At 62.0% G+C, this 18,447-nt stretch carries 17 protein-coding genes; all 17 read left to right on the forward strand.

Going from position 1 to position 18,447, the window contains the following annotated elements; genetic code table 11:
* The 17 genes from F0P97_RS07085 to F0P97_RS07165 all read left to right on the forward strand — a co-directional run bounded on the left by F0P97_RS07085 (position 1) and on the right by F0P97_RS07165 (position 18,446).
* Positions 1 to 648 carry a nuclear transport factor 2 family protein gene (locus F0P97_RS07085; RefSeq protein ID WP_182286197.1) on the forward strand — a complete coding sequence of 216 codons (648 nt, stop codon included), beginning with the start codon at positions 1 to 3 and terminating at the stop codon, positions 646 to 648.
* 9 nt (positions 649 to 657) lie between these two features.
* Entirely contained in the window at positions 658 to 1,740 is a 1,083-nt protein-coding gene (locus F0P97_RS07090; protein ID WP_182286198.1) for an alkene reductase, read from the forward strand.
* 292 nt (positions 1,741 to 2,032) lie between these two features.
* A complete protein-coding gene (locus F0P97_RS07095) occupies positions 2,033 to 2,935 on the forward strand; it encodes a VOC family protein (RefSeq protein ID WP_182286199.1) in 903 nt (300 codons plus the stop codon).
* Between the two features lie 16 nt (positions 2,936 to 2,951).
* The gene (locus F0P97_RS07100; protein ID WP_182286200.1) at positions 2,952 to 3,830 is read left to right on the forward strand and encodes a CoA transferase subunit A; all 879 of its coding nucleotides are present in this window, start codon (positions 2,952 to 2,954) and stop codon (positions 3,828 to 3,830) included.
* 12 nt (positions 3,831 to 3,842) lie between these two features.
* Complete coding sequence (locus F0P97_RS07105; RefSeq protein ID WP_182286201.1) at positions 3,843 to 4,613, forward strand: CoA-transferase subunit beta; 771 nt, start codon at positions 3,843 to 3,845, stop codon at positions 4,611 to 4,613.
* Position 4,614: 1 nt separating this feature from the next.
* The gene (locus tag F0P97_RS07110) at positions 4,615 to 5,517 is read left to right on the forward strand and encodes an enoyl-CoA hydratase (protein ID WP_182286202.1); all 903 of its coding nucleotides are present in this window, start codon (positions 4,615 to 4,617) and stop codon (positions 5,515 to 5,517) included.
* Positions 5,514 to 6,602: an NAD(P)H-dependent flavin oxidoreductase gene (locus F0P97_RS07115; RefSeq protein WP_182286203.1), complete on the forward strand. Its 1,089-nt coding sequence runs from the start codon at positions 5,514 to 5,516 to the stop codon at positions 6,600 to 6,602. The genes F0P97_RS07110 and F0P97_RS07115 overlap by 4 nt, the downstream gene beginning before the upstream one ends.
* A gap of 23 nt (positions 6,603 to 6,625) precedes the next feature.
* Positions 6,626 to 7,384 (forward strand): enoyl-CoA hydratase family protein, encoded by a 759-nt coding sequence (locus F0P97_RS07120; RefSeq protein WP_182286204.1) that lies wholly within the window; start codon positions 6,626 to 6,628, stop codon positions 7,382 to 7,384.
* 28 nt (positions 7,385 to 7,412) lie between these two features.
* Positions 7,413 to 8,567: an acyl-CoA dehydrogenase family protein gene (locus tag F0P97_RS07125; protein WP_182286205.1), complete on the forward strand. Its 1,155-nt coding sequence runs from the start codon at positions 7,413 to 7,415 to the stop codon at positions 8,565 to 8,567.
* Positions 8,568 to 8,584: 17 nt separating this feature from the next.
* Positions 8,585 to 9,724, forward strand: a complete 1,140-nt coding sequence (locus F0P97_RS07130) for an acyl-CoA dehydrogenase family protein (RefSeq protein WP_182286206.1) — start codon at positions 8,585 to 8,587, stop codon at positions 9,722 to 9,724.
* Complete coding sequence (locus tag F0P97_RS07135; protein WP_182286207.1) at positions 9,721 to 10,875, forward strand: acetyl-CoA C-acetyltransferase; 1,155 nt, start codon at positions 9,721 to 9,723, stop codon at positions 10,873 to 10,875. Before F0P97_RS07130 ends, F0P97_RS07135 begins: the two co-directional genes overlap by 4 nt.
* A 95-nt stretch (positions 10,876 to 10,970) precedes the next feature.
* Positions 10,971 to 12,536 carry an amidase gene (locus F0P97_RS07140; RefSeq protein ID WP_182286208.1) on the forward strand — a complete coding sequence of 522 codons (1,566 nt, stop codon included), beginning with the start codon at positions 10,971 to 10,973 and terminating at the stop codon, positions 12,534 to 12,536.
* Positions 12,537 to 14,126 carry an amidase gene (locus F0P97_RS07145; RefSeq protein ID WP_182286209.1) on the forward strand — a complete coding sequence of 530 codons (1,590 nt, stop codon included), beginning with the start codon at positions 12,537 to 12,539 and terminating at the stop codon, positions 14,124 to 14,126.
* A 59-nt stretch (positions 14,127 to 14,185) separates the two neighbouring features.
* Entirely contained in the window at positions 14,186 to 15,061 is an 876-nt protein-coding gene (locus F0P97_RS07150; protein ID WP_182286210.1) for an SDR family oxidoreductase, read from the forward strand.
* Positions 15,062 to 15,130: 69 nt separating this feature from the next.
* The gene (locus F0P97_RS07155; protein WP_232538140.1) at positions 15,131 to 16,270 is read left to right on the forward strand and encodes an acyl-CoA dehydrogenase family protein; all 1,140 of its coding nucleotides are present in this window, start codon (positions 15,131 to 15,133) and stop codon (positions 16,268 to 16,270) included.
* Positions 16,267 to 17,445 carry an acyl-CoA dehydrogenase family protein gene (locus F0P97_RS07160; protein ID WP_182286211.1) on the forward strand — a complete coding sequence of 393 codons (1,179 nt, stop codon included), beginning with the start codon at positions 16,267 to 16,269 and terminating at the stop codon, positions 17,443 to 17,445. The genes F0P97_RS07155 and F0P97_RS07160 overlap by 4 nt, the downstream gene beginning before the upstream one ends.
* A gap of 215 nt (positions 17,446 to 17,660) precedes the next feature.
* The gene (locus F0P97_RS07165) at positions 17,661 to 18,446 is read left to right on the forward strand and encodes an SDR family oxidoreductase (protein ID WP_182286212.1); all 786 of its coding nucleotides are present in this window, start codon (positions 17,661 to 17,663) and stop codon (positions 18,444 to 18,446) included.
* Position 18,447: the final 1 nt, after the last annotated feature.

Below are 18,447 nucleotides of genomic sequence, written 5' to 3' on the forward strand. Positions count from 1 at the left end.
ATGAGTGAACCCGTAAATCAGTGGCCACAAACGCTGGAAGAGCGTATCGATAGGCTGGAGTCCCTGGATGCGATTCGTCAGCTGGCCGGCAAGTATTCCCTGTCGCTGGACATGCGTGACATGGACGCCCATGTGAACCTGTTTGCTCCCGATATCAAGGTGGGCAAGGAAAAAGTGGGGCGTGCGCATTTCATGGCCTGGCAGGACAGCACGCTGCGTGAGCAGTTCACGGGAACCTCGCACCACCTGGGCCAGCACATCATCGAGTTCGCGGACTGCGATCACGCCACCGGCGTGGTCTATTCCAAGAACGAGCATGAGTGCGGTGCGGAGTGGGTCATCATGCAGATGCTGTACTGGGACGACTACGAGCGCATTGACGGCCAGTGGTATTTCCGTCGCCGCCTGCCCTGTTACTGGTATGCCTCCGACCTGAACAAGCCACCGATTGGCGACATGAAGATGCGCTGGCCCGGTCGTGAGCCCTACCATGGCGCTTTCCACGACCTGTTCCCGAGCTGGAAGGAATTCTGGGCCCGGCGCCCCGACAAGGATGAGTTGCCGCAAGTGGCCGCGCCCGCGCCGCTGGAGCAGTTCCTCAAAAGCATGCGCCGTGGCACACCCGCGCCGCGCATGCGTGTGCGCTAAGGAGCCGGCATGAGTCAAACGCTTTTCACGCCCATCCAGCTGGGCAAGATTGCTCTGCAGAACCGCGTGGTCATGGCCCCCATGACGCGCAACCGCGCCGATGCCGATGGCACGCCCACCGACATCATGGCCGAGCACTATGGCCAGCGCGCTGATGCCGGCCTGATCGTGGCTGAGGGGGCCTGGCCCGAGGTCACGGGTCAGGCCTACTGTCGTCAGCCCGGCATAGAGACTGCCGCTCATGTGCGCGGCTGGCGCCGTGTGACGGACGCCGTGCATGCGCGTGGCGGATCCATTGTGCTGCAGATCATGCACTCGGGTCGTATCGGCAGCAGCCATATCAAACCCGCTGGTGTGCGTTCCGTATCGGCGTCCGCCATTCAGGCTCAGGGCAAGATCTGGACCGATGCAGCAGGCATGCAGGATTTCGACCAGCCCCAGGCATTGACCACCGAAGAAGTGCGCAAGGCGATTGCCGGACATGCTGCGGCTGCTCGGCGCGCCATGGATGCGGGCTTTGACGGCGTAGAGCTGCATGGCACCAGCGGTTATCTGAGTCTGCAGTTCCTGCACTCCAGCACCAATCAGCGTACCGATGAATATGGTGGCAACGCCAGCAGCCGCTCACGTTTCGCCGTGGAATGCCTGGGCTCCATGGGAGAGGCCATCGGCATCGATCGCGTGGGGCTGCGCCTGAACCCCGGCAACACCTTCAATGACACGGCGGATGAAAACTCCGCTGCAACCCATGCCGAGCTGATGCGTCAGGCCGCCAGGCTGGGCATTGCCTATCTGCATGTGATGCGTGCGGTCTTCGATCCTTCAATCGATGCCTTCAAGCTGGCGCGTGAGAACTTTGGCGAGAACCTGATTCTCAACGATGGCTTTGATGCGCAAAGCGCCGAAGCCGCGTTGCAGGCAGGCGAGGGCAAGGCGGTATCTTTTGCGCGGCATTTCATCGCCAACCCCGATCTTGTGCAGCGCATGCGCCGGGGCCTGCCTCTGGCCAGGTTTGACCGCAACACGCTCTACACCCCCGGTGCCAGGGGCTACAACGACTATGCGTCTGCAGAAGAAGTGCAGACCGTCTGATCCATCAAGAAACTGAGTTCATCGTGTTGGCCGCATTCCCGCCTGGGGGTGCGGCCTTTTTTTGCACTGCGGGTTTTCACGGCTGTCGCAAGGGTGTCGGATCGGCCTGTTTCAAGGGGCTGAAAGCAATCTAGTCTATTCCGCTGAACTGCATGCTGATTCTTGTATGGGTGCTATTAAATTTGGGTGACAAAGCGCTAGATCGTTAGTCTCAATGGACGATGTTTGCAAAGGCTCTCCTCTTCAGAATCCTCTGCATCACTAAAGGATTTGGGTTGGAGGCCCCGACATCATGATGGAAATACGTGGACTAGCGTACGTTGTTGCCGAGAGCTCTGATTTGGATCGCTGGGTCAGCTATGCACGTGATGTGCTTGGCATGATGCCAAGCACCACTGCCGATGGCGATCTGCTGATCAAGATGGATGAGCGTCAGTTCCGCTTCCAGGTTCAGCCTGGCAGCAATGACAGATACTCCGCATCTGGTTGGGAAGTGGCCAACAAGCAAGCCTTTGAGCAGGCGCTCAAGGTGCTGCAGGCAGCTGATGTGCACTACGAAATGGGCAGCTCCGAGCTGTGTGCCAAGCGCCATGTGCAGGAGCTGGCCATCGTGGTGGATCCGTCCGGAAACCGTCATGAGATCGTCTGGGGCTTCAAGTCCGACTTCAGCCATTTCGCATCGCCCCAGGGGGTTTCACGCTTCGTCACCGGCGACTATGGCCTGGGCCATACCGTGCTGCCCGCTCCCGACTTCGACAAGACCGTGGCCTTTGTGCGCAATGTACTGGGCTTTGGTCTTTCGGACATCTACAACTTCAAGCCCGCAGGCGATGCCGGCCCCACGGTCCGCATTCATTTCTTCCACTGCGCCAACGCTCGTCACCACAGTCTGGCGCTGGCCGAGTTCCCTTCCGCTTCGGGCTGCGTGCATGTGATGGTGGAGGTGGACAACATGCCCGAAGTGGGCCGTGCCATGGACCGCATGCAAAAGAGCCAGGTCAAGCTCTCTGCCACTCTGGGTCAGCACACCAACGACAAGATGATCTCGTTCTACATGAAGACGCCCTCCAACTTCGACCTGGAGTTCGGCTATGGCGGCGCCGTCATCGACTGGGAACACCACATCACGCACGAGTTCACGACCGTAAGCCTCTGGGGGCACGACTTCAGCGTGGGCCGCCCTGAAAACAACTGATAGGAGGCTTGGAGACATGGCCAATAAATTGATGACAGCGAAGGACGTTGTGGCATCCATCAAGGATGGCATGACGATCGGAATTGGTGGCTGGGGACCCCGGCGCAAGCCCATGGCACTGGTGCGCGAGCTGCTGCGCAGCCCAGTCAAGGATCTGACCGTGGTGGCCTATGGCGGTGCCGATGTGGGCATGTTGTGTGCGGCCGGCAAGGTCAGGAAGTTGATCTTCGCCTTTGTGTCGCTGGACTTCATTCCGCTTGAGCCGTACTTTCGCAAGGCCCGCCAGAGTGGTGAGATCGAGGTCATGGAAATTGACGAAGGTCATATGGTGCTGGGCCTGAAGGCTGCTGGCATGCGTATTCCCTACATTCCCACCCGAGTCGGTCTGGGTACCGATGTGCTCAAGCACAACAGCTCCATCCGCCTGATCGAGTCGCCTTACGACGGCAGGGAATGGGTGGCAATGCCCGCCATCAACCTGGATGTGGCCCTGCTGCATGTGGATCGCGCGGACTCCCGCGGCGTCTGCCAGATTGCCGGCCCCGACATCTATATGGACGACCTGTTTGCGCGCGCCGCGACCAACACCTTCGTGAGCTGCGACGAACTGGTCGAGAGCAGCAGCTTCGAGTCGGAGCAAGCCGCCCGCCTGGTGTTCTGGGAGCGTTCCGAAACCACGGGCGTCGTGCACCTGCCAGGTGGTGCCCACCCATCGTCCTGCGCGCCCCTGTATGGCTTTGATGTCAAGCACTTCAAGGAATACGCGGCCAGCAGCAAGGAAGAAGCCGGCTGGGACAGCTATCAGCAGAAATACGTGCAGTGCACGGAGCAGGAATATCTGGAAAAAGTGGGTGGCATGGAGGCAATCAAGCGCCTGCCCTTGCCCGTGTTCTGAGGAGGCCAAGAGATGAGTGAAATTGCATTGGTAGATCGCGTCATCTGCGCCGCGGCACGTGCCTGGGAAAACGACGGCGAGGTGCTGGCCACCGGCATCGGCCTGGTGCCGCGACTGGCGGCTTCGCTGTGCATGCGGTCCATCAACACCGATCTGATCATGACGGACTCGGAGGCCTGGGTGGTCAGCGAGCCCGTGCCCGTAGGCCCGCGAGGTGAGTACAAGATCAAGCGTGAAAGTTGGATGGGCTTCTCGCGCATCTTCGACAACGTCTGGGGTGGCAAGCGCCACGCCATGGTGGGTCCCGTGCAGGTAGACCGCTTCGGTCAGGGCAATATCTCCATGGTGGGCAGCGACTACGCCCGCCCCAAGTCCATGATGCTGGGCGTGCGCGGCTTCCCCGGTAATTCGATCAACCACGCCAACTCCTTCTTTGTTCCCAACCACAGCACCAAGGTATTTGTGTCGGGCGAGGTCGATGCAGTGGGCAGCGTGGGCTACAACCCCGCACGCCTGGCCAGGGGCTGGACGCTGGAGGAGACCACCGACATTCGCTTCATCTTCACCAATCTGTGTGTGATGGACTTTGGTGGACCCAGCCATCAAGTGCGCCTGGTGTCGCTGCATCCCGGCGTGACGGCAGTGCAGGTCAAGGAGGCCACGGGCTTTCCGATCCATGTCCCCGAGAACGTGGGTGTGACACCTGATCCCACGCCCGAGCAACTGGCCTTGCTGGCTCAGCTCGATCCGCACAATCTGCGCGCTACGGCCATGGGAGTCTGATATGGATGATGCATCCAGCGAATTTGTGGCACGCGAGGACAAGGCCGTCTATGAAACGGACGAGCCCGTTCTCTACAGCGTGGACAAGGGCATTGCCACGGTCACCATGAATCGACCCACGTTCAACAACGTGCAGAACTCGCAGATGACCTATGCGCTGGATGCAGCCTTGCGCAAGGCGACCGACGACGACGACGTCAAGGTCATCGTGCTGCGCGGTGAGGGCAGGCACTTCAGCGCGGGTCACGACATCGGCACGCCCGGGCGAGACATCAACAAGCCCTTTGACCGCGTGCACCTGTGGTGGGATCACACCAACAAGCCCGGTGGCGAACAGCTGTTTGCCCGCGAGCAGGAGGTCTACCTGGGCATGTGCCGGCGCTGGCGCGAGATACCCAAACCCATGATTGCCATGGTGCAGGGGGCATGCGTGGCGGGCGGTCTGATGCTGGCCTGGGTCTGCGATCTGATCGTGGCCAGTGACGATGCGTTTTTCCAGGATCCCGTGGTGCGCATGGGCATTCCCGGTGTGGAGTACTTCGCCCACGCTCACGAGCTGCATCCGCGTATTGCCAAGGAGTTCCTGCTGCTGGGTGAGCGCATGCCGGCAGAGCGCGCCTATCAGATGGGCATGGTCAACCGCGTGGTGTCGCGTGCCGAGCTCGAGGACCAGGTCTATGCCATGGCCCAGCGCATGGCGGCACAGCCGCGTCTGGGCCTGGCGCTGACCAAGATGGTCGTCAACAAGGCTGAAGAGCTGCAGGGCCTGCGCTCCACCATGGACATGGCTTTTGGCTATCACCACTTTGCTCACGCACACAGTCAGGCGATGGGCATGGGGCAGCTGGGCGGCCAGGACGCCAGGTCCATGGCAAAGGCCAACAAAGAAGAGTCAAAGGCATGAGCAATATGAACGATATGGGCAGTCTGCGCACTCCTATCTGTGACCTGCTGGGGTGCCGCTATCCCGTCATCCAGACTGCCATGGGCTATGTGGCGGGGGCTGATCTGGTGATCGGTACGACCAATGCTGGCGGTTTTGGCTTCCTGGCAGGTGCCACCATTCCTGCCGACAGGATCGAAGCCGAGATTCTGCGTGTCAAGCGCGAGACCGATGATCAGCCTTTCGGGCTGAACTTTCACATGTTCCAGCCCAATGCCCAGCAACTGCTGGATCTGGCTGTGAAATACCGTCTTCGTGCTGTGAGCTATGGCCGCGGTCCGGACAAGAAGGTGATAGGCCGTCTGCGCGAAGCCGGCATCGTCTGCATGCCCACAGTGGGGGCTCTGAAGCACGCTCAAAAGGCGATCGAGATGGGGGCCAATGCCATCACCGTGCAAGGGGGAGAGGGGGGAGGCCATACCGGCAGCGTTCCCACCACGGTGCTGCTGCCTCAGGTAGTGGATGCGGTCGATGTGCCCGTGATTGCTGCAGGCGGCTTTTATGACGGCCGTGGCCTGCTGGCTGCTCTGGCCTATGGCGCATCGGGTATTGCCATGGGCACGCGGTTCTTGATGACCAGTGATTCCAAGGTGCCCGCTGCCACGCTGCAGCGCTATCTGGCTACAAAGGATGCGGAAAAGATCGCCATCTCCCATCTGGTCGATGGCATGCCCCAGCGCATGATCCCCAACGAATATCTGGCCATGCTGGAAAAAGCCAGTCCCGTGAAGCGCTTGCGCATTGCCCTGAGTCTGGCGTTGCAGTGGAAGGCCGAGACCGGCATGACCACGGGCCAGGCCTTGAGCATCTTCATGAAGGCCATGCGCGAAGACTCGTCTTCCGTCGCTCAGACCGTGATGGCTGCCAACGCCCCCATGTTGCTGCAGCGCTCCATGGTTGACGGCAATCCCGCAGAGGGCGTGATGTCCGCTGGCCAGGTGGCTGCTCTGATTGGCCGGCTCGACAGCTGCGAGGAGGTGATTGGCGGCATTGTCCGCCAGGCCATGGACCGTCGCAACGCATTGAACGCATTGACTCCCGCATGACAACACGCCAACAAGACTGGTATATGTCCACTCAACAATTTCACTCCAATATTCATGACAACGGTGTGGCAGAGCTGGTGATCGACCGTGCTCCCGTGAATGCCTTGAATGCCGCCGGCTGGAATGGTCTGGCCAGGGAAATCCAGGCGCTGGGCGATAGAGCCGATGTGCGCGTGATCGTCATCCGTGCCGAGAACCGCGGCTTCTGCGCGGGTGTGGACATCAAGGAGCTAGCGACCAACGACAAGCTCATCATCGATGTGAACGCAGGCAACTACGCCACGTTCAAGGCAGTGCACCTGAACAAGGTACCCGTCATCACCGCCGTGCACGGCTTTGTGCTGGGCGGCGGAATCGGCATCTGCGGTGCATCGGACATCGTGATCGCCGCAGAAGACGCCACTTTCGGCCTGCCCGAGGTGGACCGAGGAGCCATGGGCGGTGCCGCCCATCTGCAGCGCATGTTCGGCGTGCAGAAGACCCGCTATCTGTTCTTCACGGGCGAGATGATCGCTGCGGCAGAAGCCCTGCGCCTGGGGGCCATAGAGCGTGTAGTTCCCCGTGAGCAGCTGCGCGACGTCGCCATGGAGATCGCCAACAAGATTGCCGCCAAGAGCCCCGCCATGATCCGCATCGCCAAGGAGGCGCTGACCGGCATCGAAGATGGCAATCTCGAAGACAAATACCGCTGGGAGCAGGGATTCACCCTGCAAGCCTATATGAGTCCAGATTCCGCCGAGACGCGTAGCGCCTTTGTGGAAAAGCGCGACGCCAAATTCTGAGCATCACTAGCGCGAAGAGGAAACAACCATGGATTTGACATACACCCCAGCGCAGAAGACCTTCCGTGCCCAGGTACGTGAATGGCTCAAGAACAATGTGCCCAAGGAACGACTGCAGAGCTATGACACCCGAGAGGGGTTCGAGCAGCACCGCCAGTGGGAAGCCAGGTTGGCCAGCGCCGGCTACAGCGCCGTGACCTGGCCCAAGGACCTGGGCGGCAGCGGCTGCGACCTGACCGAATGGCTGATATTTGAGGAAGAGTACTGGGCAGCCGATGCGCCATCCCGCGTGAACCAGAACGGTATTCTGCTGCTGGGCTCCACGCTGATGGAATTCGGCACGCCCGAGCAGAAGGCCCGTTTTCTGCCCCGTATGGCCCGCTGCGACGATATGTGGGCCCAGGGTTGGTCCGAGCCCAACGCCGGCTCGGACATGGCTGCCATCAGCAGCCGCGCCACACGCATGGGTGACAAATTCATTCTGAACGGTCAGAAAATCTGGTCTACCCGCGCCATCTTTGCAGACTGGGTGTTCGGCCTGTTCCGCAGCGACCCGACATCGAGCCGCCATCATGGTCTGAGCTACATACTGGTGCCCTTGAATACGCCCGGCATCACCGTGCGCCCCATTCGTGCCATCAATGGCCGCGAGCACTTTGCCGAAATCTTCTTCGACGATGTCGAGGTACCCGTGGAGAACCTGCTGGGTGCAGAAGGCAAGGGCTGGCATGTGGCGATGGCGACGGCCGGCTTCGAGCGCGGCCTGCTGCTGCGCTCTCCCGCCCGCTATCAGCGCAGTGCGCAGAAGCTGCTGGACCTGTATCTGCGCAATCAGGTCGATGCCGACCGCGACCACTCCATTCGCGACGCTGTTCTGCGTGCCTGGCAAGGGGCGGAGGCATACACGCTGTCCTCCTATCACACGGTAGGCCGCCTCAACAAGGGCGCACAGATTGGCGCTGAAGCCAGTACCAACAAGATTGTCTGGTCCGAGCTGGACATCATGATTCACGAAACCGCGATGCGCATTCTGGGCGCGCGTGCCGAGCTCATCGATGACGCCGAGGCCAACGAATGGCTTGAAGGTTTCCTGTTCTCGCAGGCCGGTCCCATCTACGCGGGCAGCAACGAGATCCAGCGCAACATCATCGCTCAGCGCATGCTGGGTCTGCCCAAATCCTGATCGGCAGGGAGACAACCATGGACTTCACCTTTACCGAAGATCAAATCGCATTCCGTGACTCGATCAGCCGCTTTCTGATGACCGAAGCAGCCCCCGAGCTGCTGCGCGACATCTGGGAAACTCCGACCGGTCGCAGCCCCGAGCTGTGGGCCAGGATTGCAGAACAAGGCCTGATGGGCCTGTCCGCCCCCGAGGCCGATGGCGGCATGGGCATGGCCGATGTGGACTGGGCACTGCTGCTGCAGGAAGTGGGTTATTACGCTCTGCCCGATTCCTTGACCGACACAGCCTATGTGGCCGTGGGCATGCTGAGTGCATTGCCGCAAGGACATGAGAGCCGTGTCTGGCTGTCCAGGATTGCCGAAGGCAGCTGCCGCGTGGCCGTGGGCCATCCCGTCAACCCCAATGTGGCGGACGCCGCACTGGCCGATGTGCTGTTGCTGCCCCATGCCACGGCCACCGGCCTGGAACTGCACCTGGTCAGGCCTGCACAGTGCGAGATCACGGCACTGGGCAGCATCGACTCCTCGCGCCGCCTGTCACGGGTGCGCTGGACGGCATCCGATGCCACGCGCTTGCTCGATGGAGCTCAGGGTCGGAAGGTCTGGGACACTGCCGGCGAGCGCGGGGCACTCGCCGCAGCTGCCCAGATGCTGGGCCTGGCCCAGCGCATGCTGGACCTGTCGGTGGACTATGTGGCACAGCGCAAGCAGTTCGACAAGGTCATCGGCAGCTTTCAGGCCGTGCAGCACCACCTGTCGGACATCGTCACCAAGATCGAGTTTGCCAAACCAGTGCTCTACCGTGCCTTCTATGCGCTGCAGCACGGCGAACCCGATCTGGCCGTGCGCATCTCGCACGCCAAGCTCCAGTGCAGCGAAGCGAGCTGGTTTGCGGCACGCAACAGTCTGCAGGTCCATGGCGCCATGGGTTACACCTGGGAAGTCGATCTGCAGATGTTCATGAAGCGCGCCTGGGTACTGGACGCTGCCTGGGGCGACAAGGCATACCATGCGGCCCGCCTGACTCAGGGGCTGCTGCGCAGTCCCAATGCCCCCGTGGGCCCCGGATCGACTTTTGATCGAGAAATCGATTCATGTGCCTCCTGCTCTGCGCAGGATGCGGTGAAGAACATTGCTGAAGAGGTGGCTGCATGAGCGCCCAGGCCTATATCGTTGATGCGCTGCGCTCTCCTACCGGCAAGCGCAAGGGCTCTCTCGCCACCGTGCACGGCGCCGACCTCGGCGCCCATGTGATCAAGGCGCTGGTCGAGCGCAACGACATTCCCGCAGCCGATTACGACGACGTGATCTTTGGCTGCGTGGACACCATCGGCTCCCTGGCCGGCGACATTGCCCGCACTTCCTGGCTGGCAGCCGGTATGCCCTTGAACGTTCCCGGCACCACGATCGACCGCCAGTGCGGCTCCTCCCAGCAAGCCATTCACTTTGCGGCCCAGGCCGTGATGAGCGGCACGCAGGACGTGGTGCTGGCCGGTGGTGTGCAGACCATGACGGCCATTCCCATCTCCTCGGCCATGCTCGCCGGCCAGCCCCTGGGCTTTACCACGCCGTTTGCCGAGAGCAAGGGCTGGCAGGCCCGCTTCGGCAACGCGCCAGTGAACCAGTTCTATGCCGCCCAGCGTATTGCCGACCACTGGGGTGTGAGTCGTGCCGATATGGAAGTGTTTGCCAAGGAAAGCCACGACCGCGCTTTGAATGCGATTGCCGATGGCCGCTTCGACCGTGAAATCGCCCCCTTTGGCGCTTTCAGGATGGACGAGACGGCTCGCCTTTCCACTCTGGAGAAGATGGCCACGCTGGAGCCGGTGGACCCCAGCTATCCCTCCATCACGGCAGCCGTCTCGAGCTCCACCTGCGATGCAGCGGCTGCCGTGCTGGTGGTGTCCGAAGCCGCTCTCAAGCGCTACAACCTCAAGCCCCGCGCCCGCATTCACCATATGAGCGTGCGCGCCGATGACCCCATCTGGCACCTGACCGCTCCGATTCCCGCCACGGAATATGCGCTCAAGAAGGCTGGCATGACCATGTCCGACATCGACCTGGTCGAGATCAACGAGGCCTTCGCTTCCGTGGTCATGGCCTGGCTCAAGGAGACCGGCTACGACCATGCCAAAACCAATGTCAACGGCGGCGCGATTGCGCTCGGTCATCCACTGGGGGCCTCGGGCGCAAAGCTCATGACCACACTGCTGCACGAGCTGGAGCGCACGGGCGGGCGCTATGGGCTGCAGACCATGTGCGAAGGTGGTGGTCAGGCCAACGTCACCATCATCGAACGTCTCTGATGGCGCTCATGCAGGCACCGCAGTGCCTGCATGCCTTGGAGTTCAGGTGTTAGCGGTTTAGCAGGTCGTCCAAAAAAATCAACGGAGACAAAGACATGCAAGACAAAGCGACGGATTCAGATCGCAGAGCATTCCTGGCCGGGGCAACTGCCACGGCGGCAGCACTGGGTCTGCCAGCAGCGCAAGCGCAAGTCGGCACCAGGACCGTTGCGCAGGCCGATGCCATCACCATGGCAGCGCAGATGCGCAAAGGCGATGTCACGCCGCTGGAGGCTCTTGATGCCGCCATTGCGCGCGTTGAAGCCTTGCCCAAGCTCAATGCCGTGGTCATCAAAGACTACGAACTGGCCCGCGCGCATGCCAAGAAGCTCTCGGCCATGGGCCGCGATGCACGCAAACAGGCGACTGACAAAGCCCCGCTGTGGGGTCTGCCGTTTGTGCTCAAGGACCTGGGCCTGAGCATGGCAGGAACCGTGACCAGCAATGGTTGCCGCTTCTTCAAGGATGCTGTCGCTTCGCAGGACTCCACGCTGGTGACGCGCTACAAGGCTGCGGGTCTCAACATCTTTGGCAAGACGGCATCTCCCGAGTTCGGCATGACGACCACCACAGAGTCAAGGCTTTACGGCGTCACGCCCAACCCCTGGAACACCGGGCATACCACGGGCGGTTCTTCCGGTGGGACTGCCGCTGTGGTGGCGGCCGGCATTCTGCCCGTGGGCCATGCCAGCGATGGCGGCGGCTCCATCCGCATACCGACCGCACATTGCGGCCTGTTCGGACTCAAGCCCAGTCGTGGACGTGTGCCTGCAGGGCCGGGAGCGCTGGATGGCGCAACAGGTTTGTCGGTGAACCACGTCATCAGCCGCAGCGTGCGCGACGCTGCCTTGCTGCTGGACTTGAGTGCTGGGCCCGAATTCGGCTCGCGAGTGCGACCTCCCTCTGATGTTCCACGCGGCTACCTTGAAGCGATGCACCAGCCCGAGCACAAGCTGCGTATTGCCGTCTGGCGCAAGAACTACTTCGGGATTCCCGTACATGCCGAATGCCTGGAGGCCGTGGACAAAGCAGCCAAGGCCTGCGAGGCCCTGGGGCATTTTGTTGAAGAGGCCATGCCAGAGCTGCCGGTGAACGAAATTTTTGGCGGCATGGGTACAGGCATGTCGGCAGGTCTGCTCAGCGCCATCGAATACCGTGAAAAGCAGCTGGGCCGCGCTGTGCGCGAAGACGAGATGGAGCCGTTGAACTGGGCCGCGTTGCAGGCCGCGAAGAAGGCCTCGGCGCTGGATCTGTACCGTGGCCGCGCAGGCTTCGACAAGGCGGGGCAATTGATCGATGCATTCCTGTCCAGGTACGACCTGATTCTGACGCCAACCACCGTGGTGCCTGCACAGAAACTGGGCGTGCTGCGACTCGATCAGCCTTATCAAAGCTATGCCGCCGAGGCCATGAACTCCTCCGCCTTTACCTCGCTGTTCAACATCAGCGGTCATCCGGCCATGTCCGTGCCGCTGCACTGGACGGCAGACCACCTCCCTGTGGGTTCCCACTTTGTCGCACCGTTTGGTGGCGAAGGCCGCTTGCTGCGCCTGGCGGCGCAGCTGGAGCAAGCACTGCCATGGGCACATCGCGTGCCCGACCTGTCCGCACTCAAGGCTTGAATGCCCAGCAGCAAGAAGGAGGAGAGCATGGAATCAGTGAATCAAGGTGTGGATCGTCGCGGCTTTATTCAGGGCGCAGGTGCCGTGGCCGCAGCAGCAGCCATGCCGGCAGTGGCTGCACAGAAGAAAAATGAGGCGACGGCGGTGGACGGCTACGCCTGGGCAGAACAGATCCGCCGGGGCGATATCACGCCGCTGGAAGCGCTGGAGGCGGCGATTGCACGCACGCAGGCCTTGCCCAAGCTCAATGCAGTGGTCATCAAGGACTACGATCTGGCACGTGATCAGGCCAGGCAGATGTCGACTCTGGGCAGCGCTGCGCGTGCCGAAGCCACAGCCAGGGCGCCCATGTGGGGCGTGCCCTTTTTGCTCAAGGACCTGAACCAGTATCTGAAGGGTACGGTCACCACCAATGGCTGCCGCTTTTTCAAGGGGGCCGTGGCAGAGTACGACAGCACCCTGGTTGCACGCTACAAGGCGGCCGGGCTCAATATCTTCGGCAAGACGGCATCGCCCGAGTTCGGCCAGACGCCCACGACCGAGTCCTTGCTCTATGGCAAGTCGCCCAACCCCTGGAATGCTGCCCATACGACAGGCGGCTCCTCGGGTGGTGCGGCATCGGTGGTTGCCGCAGGCATTGTGCCCGTGGCCCATGCCAGCGATGGAGGCGGCTCCATCCGCATTCCCGCTTCGCACTGCGGCCTGTTCGGCCTCAAGCCCAGCCGCGGCCGTCTGCCTGCCGGTCCGGCCAATATGGAAGGCTGGATGGGCTTGTCCATGAACCATGTCATCAGTCGCAGCGTGCGCGACAGCGCTCACCTGCTCGATCTGACGCAGGGGCGTGAGCCTGGCTCGCGCACCGTGCCGCCGCGCGACGTGGAAGGCAGCTATCTGGATGCCCTCAAGCAGGCGCCCAAGAAGCTCAGGATCGCCGTCTGGACCGGAAACTACTTTGGCATTCCCGTACATGCGGACTGCCAGGCGGCGGTGGACAAGGCCATCAAGGCCTGTCTGGCGCTGGGACATGAAATCGTGGAAGACATGCCGGAGTTGCCTGTGGCTGAGGTGTTCTCGGGCCTGGGCGTGGTGACATCCGTGGGCATGATGGCCAGCATCCGTGCCCGCGAAAAGCTGCTGGGTCGCGCAGTGCGCCAGGATGAGGTGGAGCAGGTGGACTGGCTGTATCTGGAAAAGGCCAGGTCCTATACCGCCGAGCAGATGCTGATGGCGCGTACCAACTTCGATACGGCCGGCCAGATTCTGGACCGCTTCTTTCTCAAGTACGACCTGATCCTGACTCCCGTGATGGCCGTGCCGCCACCGCTGTTGGGTGTGCTGACGCTGGACCAGCCTTATGACTCATTCGCGCGCGAAGCCGTCAAGGCTTCGCCCTATACCGCGCTTTTCAATATGACAGGCCAGCCCGCCATGTCTGTGCCCATGCACTGGACCAGGGACAACTTGCCTATAGGCGCGCACTTTGCTGCGCCGTTTGGCCGCGAAGGGCGCCTGTTGGCGCTGGCAGCGCAGCTGGAACAAGCCGCTCCCTGGGCGCATCGTCAGCCCGATCTGTCGGTTTTCAAGGCGTGATTTCAAGAGCGCAGACAGGCTGCGTGCCTGCTCTGCACAGCAAGCAAAAGGGGAAACAAATGGGTATTTGCAACCAGAGAACCGTCGTCATCACCGGTGCAGGCGGTGGCCTGGGCCGCGCTTATGCGCTGGCCTTCGCGCAAGAAGGTGCAAATGTGGTGATCAACGACATCCGTGCCGAAGCCGCTCAGGCCGTGGCCGAGGAAGTCAAGGCCGGTGGCGGCAAGGCGCTGGCCAACACGGGTGACATCACCACTGTGGCCGGAGCGCAATCGATTCTGGATGCGGCACTGGCCGCCTTTGGCGATGTGCAGGTCATCGTCAACAACGCGGGCGTGCTGCGTGACCGCATGTTCCTGAGCCTGTCCGAAGAGGACTGGGATATGGTCATGCGCGTGCATCTGCGCGGACATTTCTGCATGGCCAAGGTGTTTGGCGGCTACTGGCGCGATCAGAAGAAGGCCGGCAAGGACGTGGATGCGCGCATCATCAACACCAGCTCCGGCGCGGGCCTGCAAGGCTCCATCGGTCAGAGCAACTATGCCGCAGCCAAGGCCGGCATCGCCGGTCTGACTCTGGTGCAGGCCGCGGAGCTGGCGCGCTACGGCATCACCGCCAACTGTCTGGCACCTGCTGCGCGCACGTCCATGACCGAAGGCGCCATGCCCGATATGGTCAAGAAGCCCGAGTCCGGCTTCGACGTCTGGGACCCGATGAATGTGGCCTCCATCGTCGTCTGGCTGGGCAGCACCCAGTCCAGGCATGTGACGGGCCGCTGCTTTGAAGCCAAGGGCGGCGAGCTGTCCGTGGCCGACGGCTGGTTCACCGGCAAGATCAATGACAAGCAGGCGCGCTGGGAGCCTGCCGAGCTGTCAGCTGTGGTCGATCAACTGATCGCCGAGGGCAAGGCCCCTCAGAAGGTCTACGGGACCTAAACAGAAGAAACAGCCGGGGCATGGGGCCCGGCCTTCCCATTCGATGAAGAACTCAGGACGCGAGCCATCATGGATTTAAGTCTGAACGAAGAACAAAAAATGATCGCCGAGAGCGCCGCGGTGTTTCTGCAGGAAAAAAGCAGCACGGCGCAGGTGCGCAAGGTTTCTGAAACCGAGGGCGGGCTGGACCGTGCCCTGTGGCAGGAAGTGCTGGACATGGGCTGGTGCAGCGTGGCCCTGCCTGAAGCCGCAGGTGGCATGGGTCTGGGCTGGCGCGAGCTGGTGCTGCTTCAGGAGCAGATGGGCTATCACCTGGCCTGCGTGCCGTTTTTTGATGCTGTTGTCGCGGTGACGCCTTTGTGGCAGGCGTTGAGCCAGACCGAGCAGGGCCTGGGCGTGGTGGAGCGCCTGGCCACCTCGGGCCGGATCTGCGTGCTGGGCATGACGGTGCGCGGCGAACTGCCCGAGGCCGCGATCGTGAAGCTCGAAGGCGATGCGCTGGTGCTCAATGGCCAGTGGAGTCAGGTGGGATCAGGCGCACATGCCGATGTGTTCCTGCTGCCCGCTACCCTGCCTTGCGGCTCGATGGGCCTGCTGGAGGTGCATGCCAAGACCGAAGGTCTGAGCGTGCAGGCGCTGGCGACGGTGGACGCCACACGCAGCAGTGCCGATGTCATGGCCGTTAATGTGAGATTGAGCGGCGCTGCCGTGCTGATGCATGGCGAGGCGCTCAGGAGCCTGTGGGCGCAGACGCGCAATCTGGCGGCCATCGGCTTGGCGGCTGAGCAGGTCGGCGTGGCCGAGCGCGCGCTGAATCTGGCTGTGGAATACACCAAGGAGCGCCAGCAGTTCGGCAGGGCCGTGGGCAGCTTTCAGGGCGTCAAGCACCGGGCAGCGCAGATGCTGGTGAAGGTGGAGACCGCTCGTTCTGCCGTCTATGCAGCAGCTTTCATAGCTGATACCGCTGACGGCACAAGCGATCTGAGCTACTTTGCGGCTCAAGCTCGCACAGATGCAACGGAGGCTGCTCTCTTTTCCACGCGTGAAAGCATTCAGTTGCACGGCGGCGTGGGATTCACCTGGGAGTTTGATCCGCATCTGTTCTTCCGACGCGCGCAGGCATCCAGCCAGCGCATGGGCACGGTGGAGCAGTGGCGCGAGCTGGTGGCTGCGCGTTTGTTGGACGAGAGCGTGACGGAGGCCGCATGAAGATGCAGGAGTCGGAAATCAATGAAGCCTTTCGCGCTGAAGTGCGTGAATGGATGGCGCAACATCTGGCAGGGCGGTTCGCCCCGCTCAAGCATGCCAGCGGTCTGGGTGCCGAGGGTTATGACGCACAACTGGCCAAGGAGTGGGAGCAGGAGCTGGCCAAGGGCGGCTGGACAGGGCTGGGCTGGGAGGCCCGGTATGGCGGCCGTAACGCCCCGCTGGCCCAGCAAGTCATCTTCCACGAGGAGTATGTACGCTGCGGTGGCCCAGGCCGCATCGGTCACATTGGCGAGACCCTGCTGGCCCCCACGCTGATGGCTTTTGGCACGCCCGAGCAGAAACAGCGTTTTCTGCCTGGCATTCTGGCCGGTACCGACTATTGGGCTCAGGGCTACTCAGAGCCCGGCGCGGGCTCCGACCTGGCGGGCATTCGTACCAAAGCCCATCGTGATGCGGCCACGGGCGAATGGGTGATCAACGGTCAGAAGGTCTGGACTTCCTGGGCCCATGAGTCCGAATGGGTGTTTGTGCTGGCTCGCACCGACGAGGTCGGAGCGAGCACTGCCAGCCCCCGCCATGCGGGCATGGTGCTGCTGCTGGTGCCCATCAAGCAGGCCGGCGTGGAGGTGCGTCCGATTCGCCAGATCACCGGCACCTCGGAGTTCAATGAAGTTTTCTTCGACGGTGCACGTACCGACGGCACCCTGCACCTGGGCCCCGTGGGCGATGGCTGGAAGGTCGCCATGTATCTGCTGGGCTGCGAGCGCGGTGCGTCCACTCTGGGCCAGCAGGCGCATTTCCGTCATGAGCTGGACCTGATCCTGGCCCTGGCCAGGCGCAATGGCGCGGCCCGCGATCCGCTGATCCGTCAGCGCCTGGCCAAGGCCGATATGGGCCTGCAGACTCTGCGCGCCCATGCGCTGCGCTCCAGCGATGAGAGCACGCCCTTCCGTGTGGCTTCCGTATCCAAATATGCATGGTCCAACTGGCACCGTGATCTGGGAGAGCTGGCCATGGATGTGCTGGGCGAGCAGGGCGAACTGGTGCTCAAGGATCCGGCGTTCAGCGCTTTGCAGCAGCTATGGCTGGTCAGCCGTGCCGACACCATCTACGCAGGCACCAACGAGATTCAGATGAACCTCATGGCCGAACGCGCACTGGGCATGCCGCGCTGAGCGAGTGCCCTGGTGCTCGGTCATTGGAGTAGGTGAATACGCTGAGTGGCTCCAAAGAAGATGCTGTGAACCGCGGGTTCTTCCTTGTGGTTTGCAGCATTTTCTCCTTTGAAATGTCCTTCCAGCGACACTAGGGAATGACCTATCGTCCAAAGTGACGATGCTGCAGCGCAGCGGGAGCCGGAAGATCAGGGTAACTACCTTCTGAATGACAAATGACTAGCGCTCCCTCCTACGTTGCTCCCCACGGCCTGCTCAAATACAAAACTGTGCTCGTTACCGCTGCTGCTGGCGCCGGTATCGGCTTTTCAGCTGCAAAACGAGCAGCGGAGGAGGGCTGCAAGGCCTTGTTCATCTCCGATGTGCATGAGCGCCGGCTGGCCGAAGCCGTGGAGCAGATCAAAAAGGACACGGGTTTGACCCAGGTCTTTGGCAAGCTCTGCGACGTGAGCAGGGAAGAACAGGTTCAGGCGCTGATCTCCGAAGCCGACAGCGCCATGGGCGGGATCGATGTGCTGATCAATAACGCGGGTCTGGGCACCAGTTGCAAGGTCGTCGACATGGGCGATGACGAGTGGAACAAGGTCATCGACATCACGCTGACCGGCACCTTCCGCATGACGCGCGCAGCGCTCAAGCTGATGCAGCCACGCGGCAAGGGCGTGATCGTCAACAACGCCTCGGTGCTGGGCTGGCGCGCCCAGACCGAGCAGGCTCACTACGCAGCGGCCAAGGCAGGCGTGATGGCCCTCACGCGCTGCTCGGCGCTGGAAGCGGCCGAATTCGGCATCCGCATCAACGCCGTGGCACCTTCCATCGCCATTCACGCCTTTCTCAAGAAGTCCGCCTCTGAAGAGCTGCTGGCCAAGCTGTCCGAGAAGGAAGCCTTTGGCCGTGGTGCCGAGCCCTGGGAAGTAGCCAATGTGATGATCTTCCTGGCCAGCGACTACTCCTCGTACATGACGGGTGAAGTGGTGTCCGTCAGCTCGCAGAGGGCCTGAG

The organism is Comamonas testosteroni (assembly GCF_014076415.1).
Taxonomy (GTDB): Bacteria; Pseudomonadota; Gammaproteobacteria; order Burkholderiales; family Burkholderiaceae_C; genus Comamonas; species Comamonas testosteroni_F.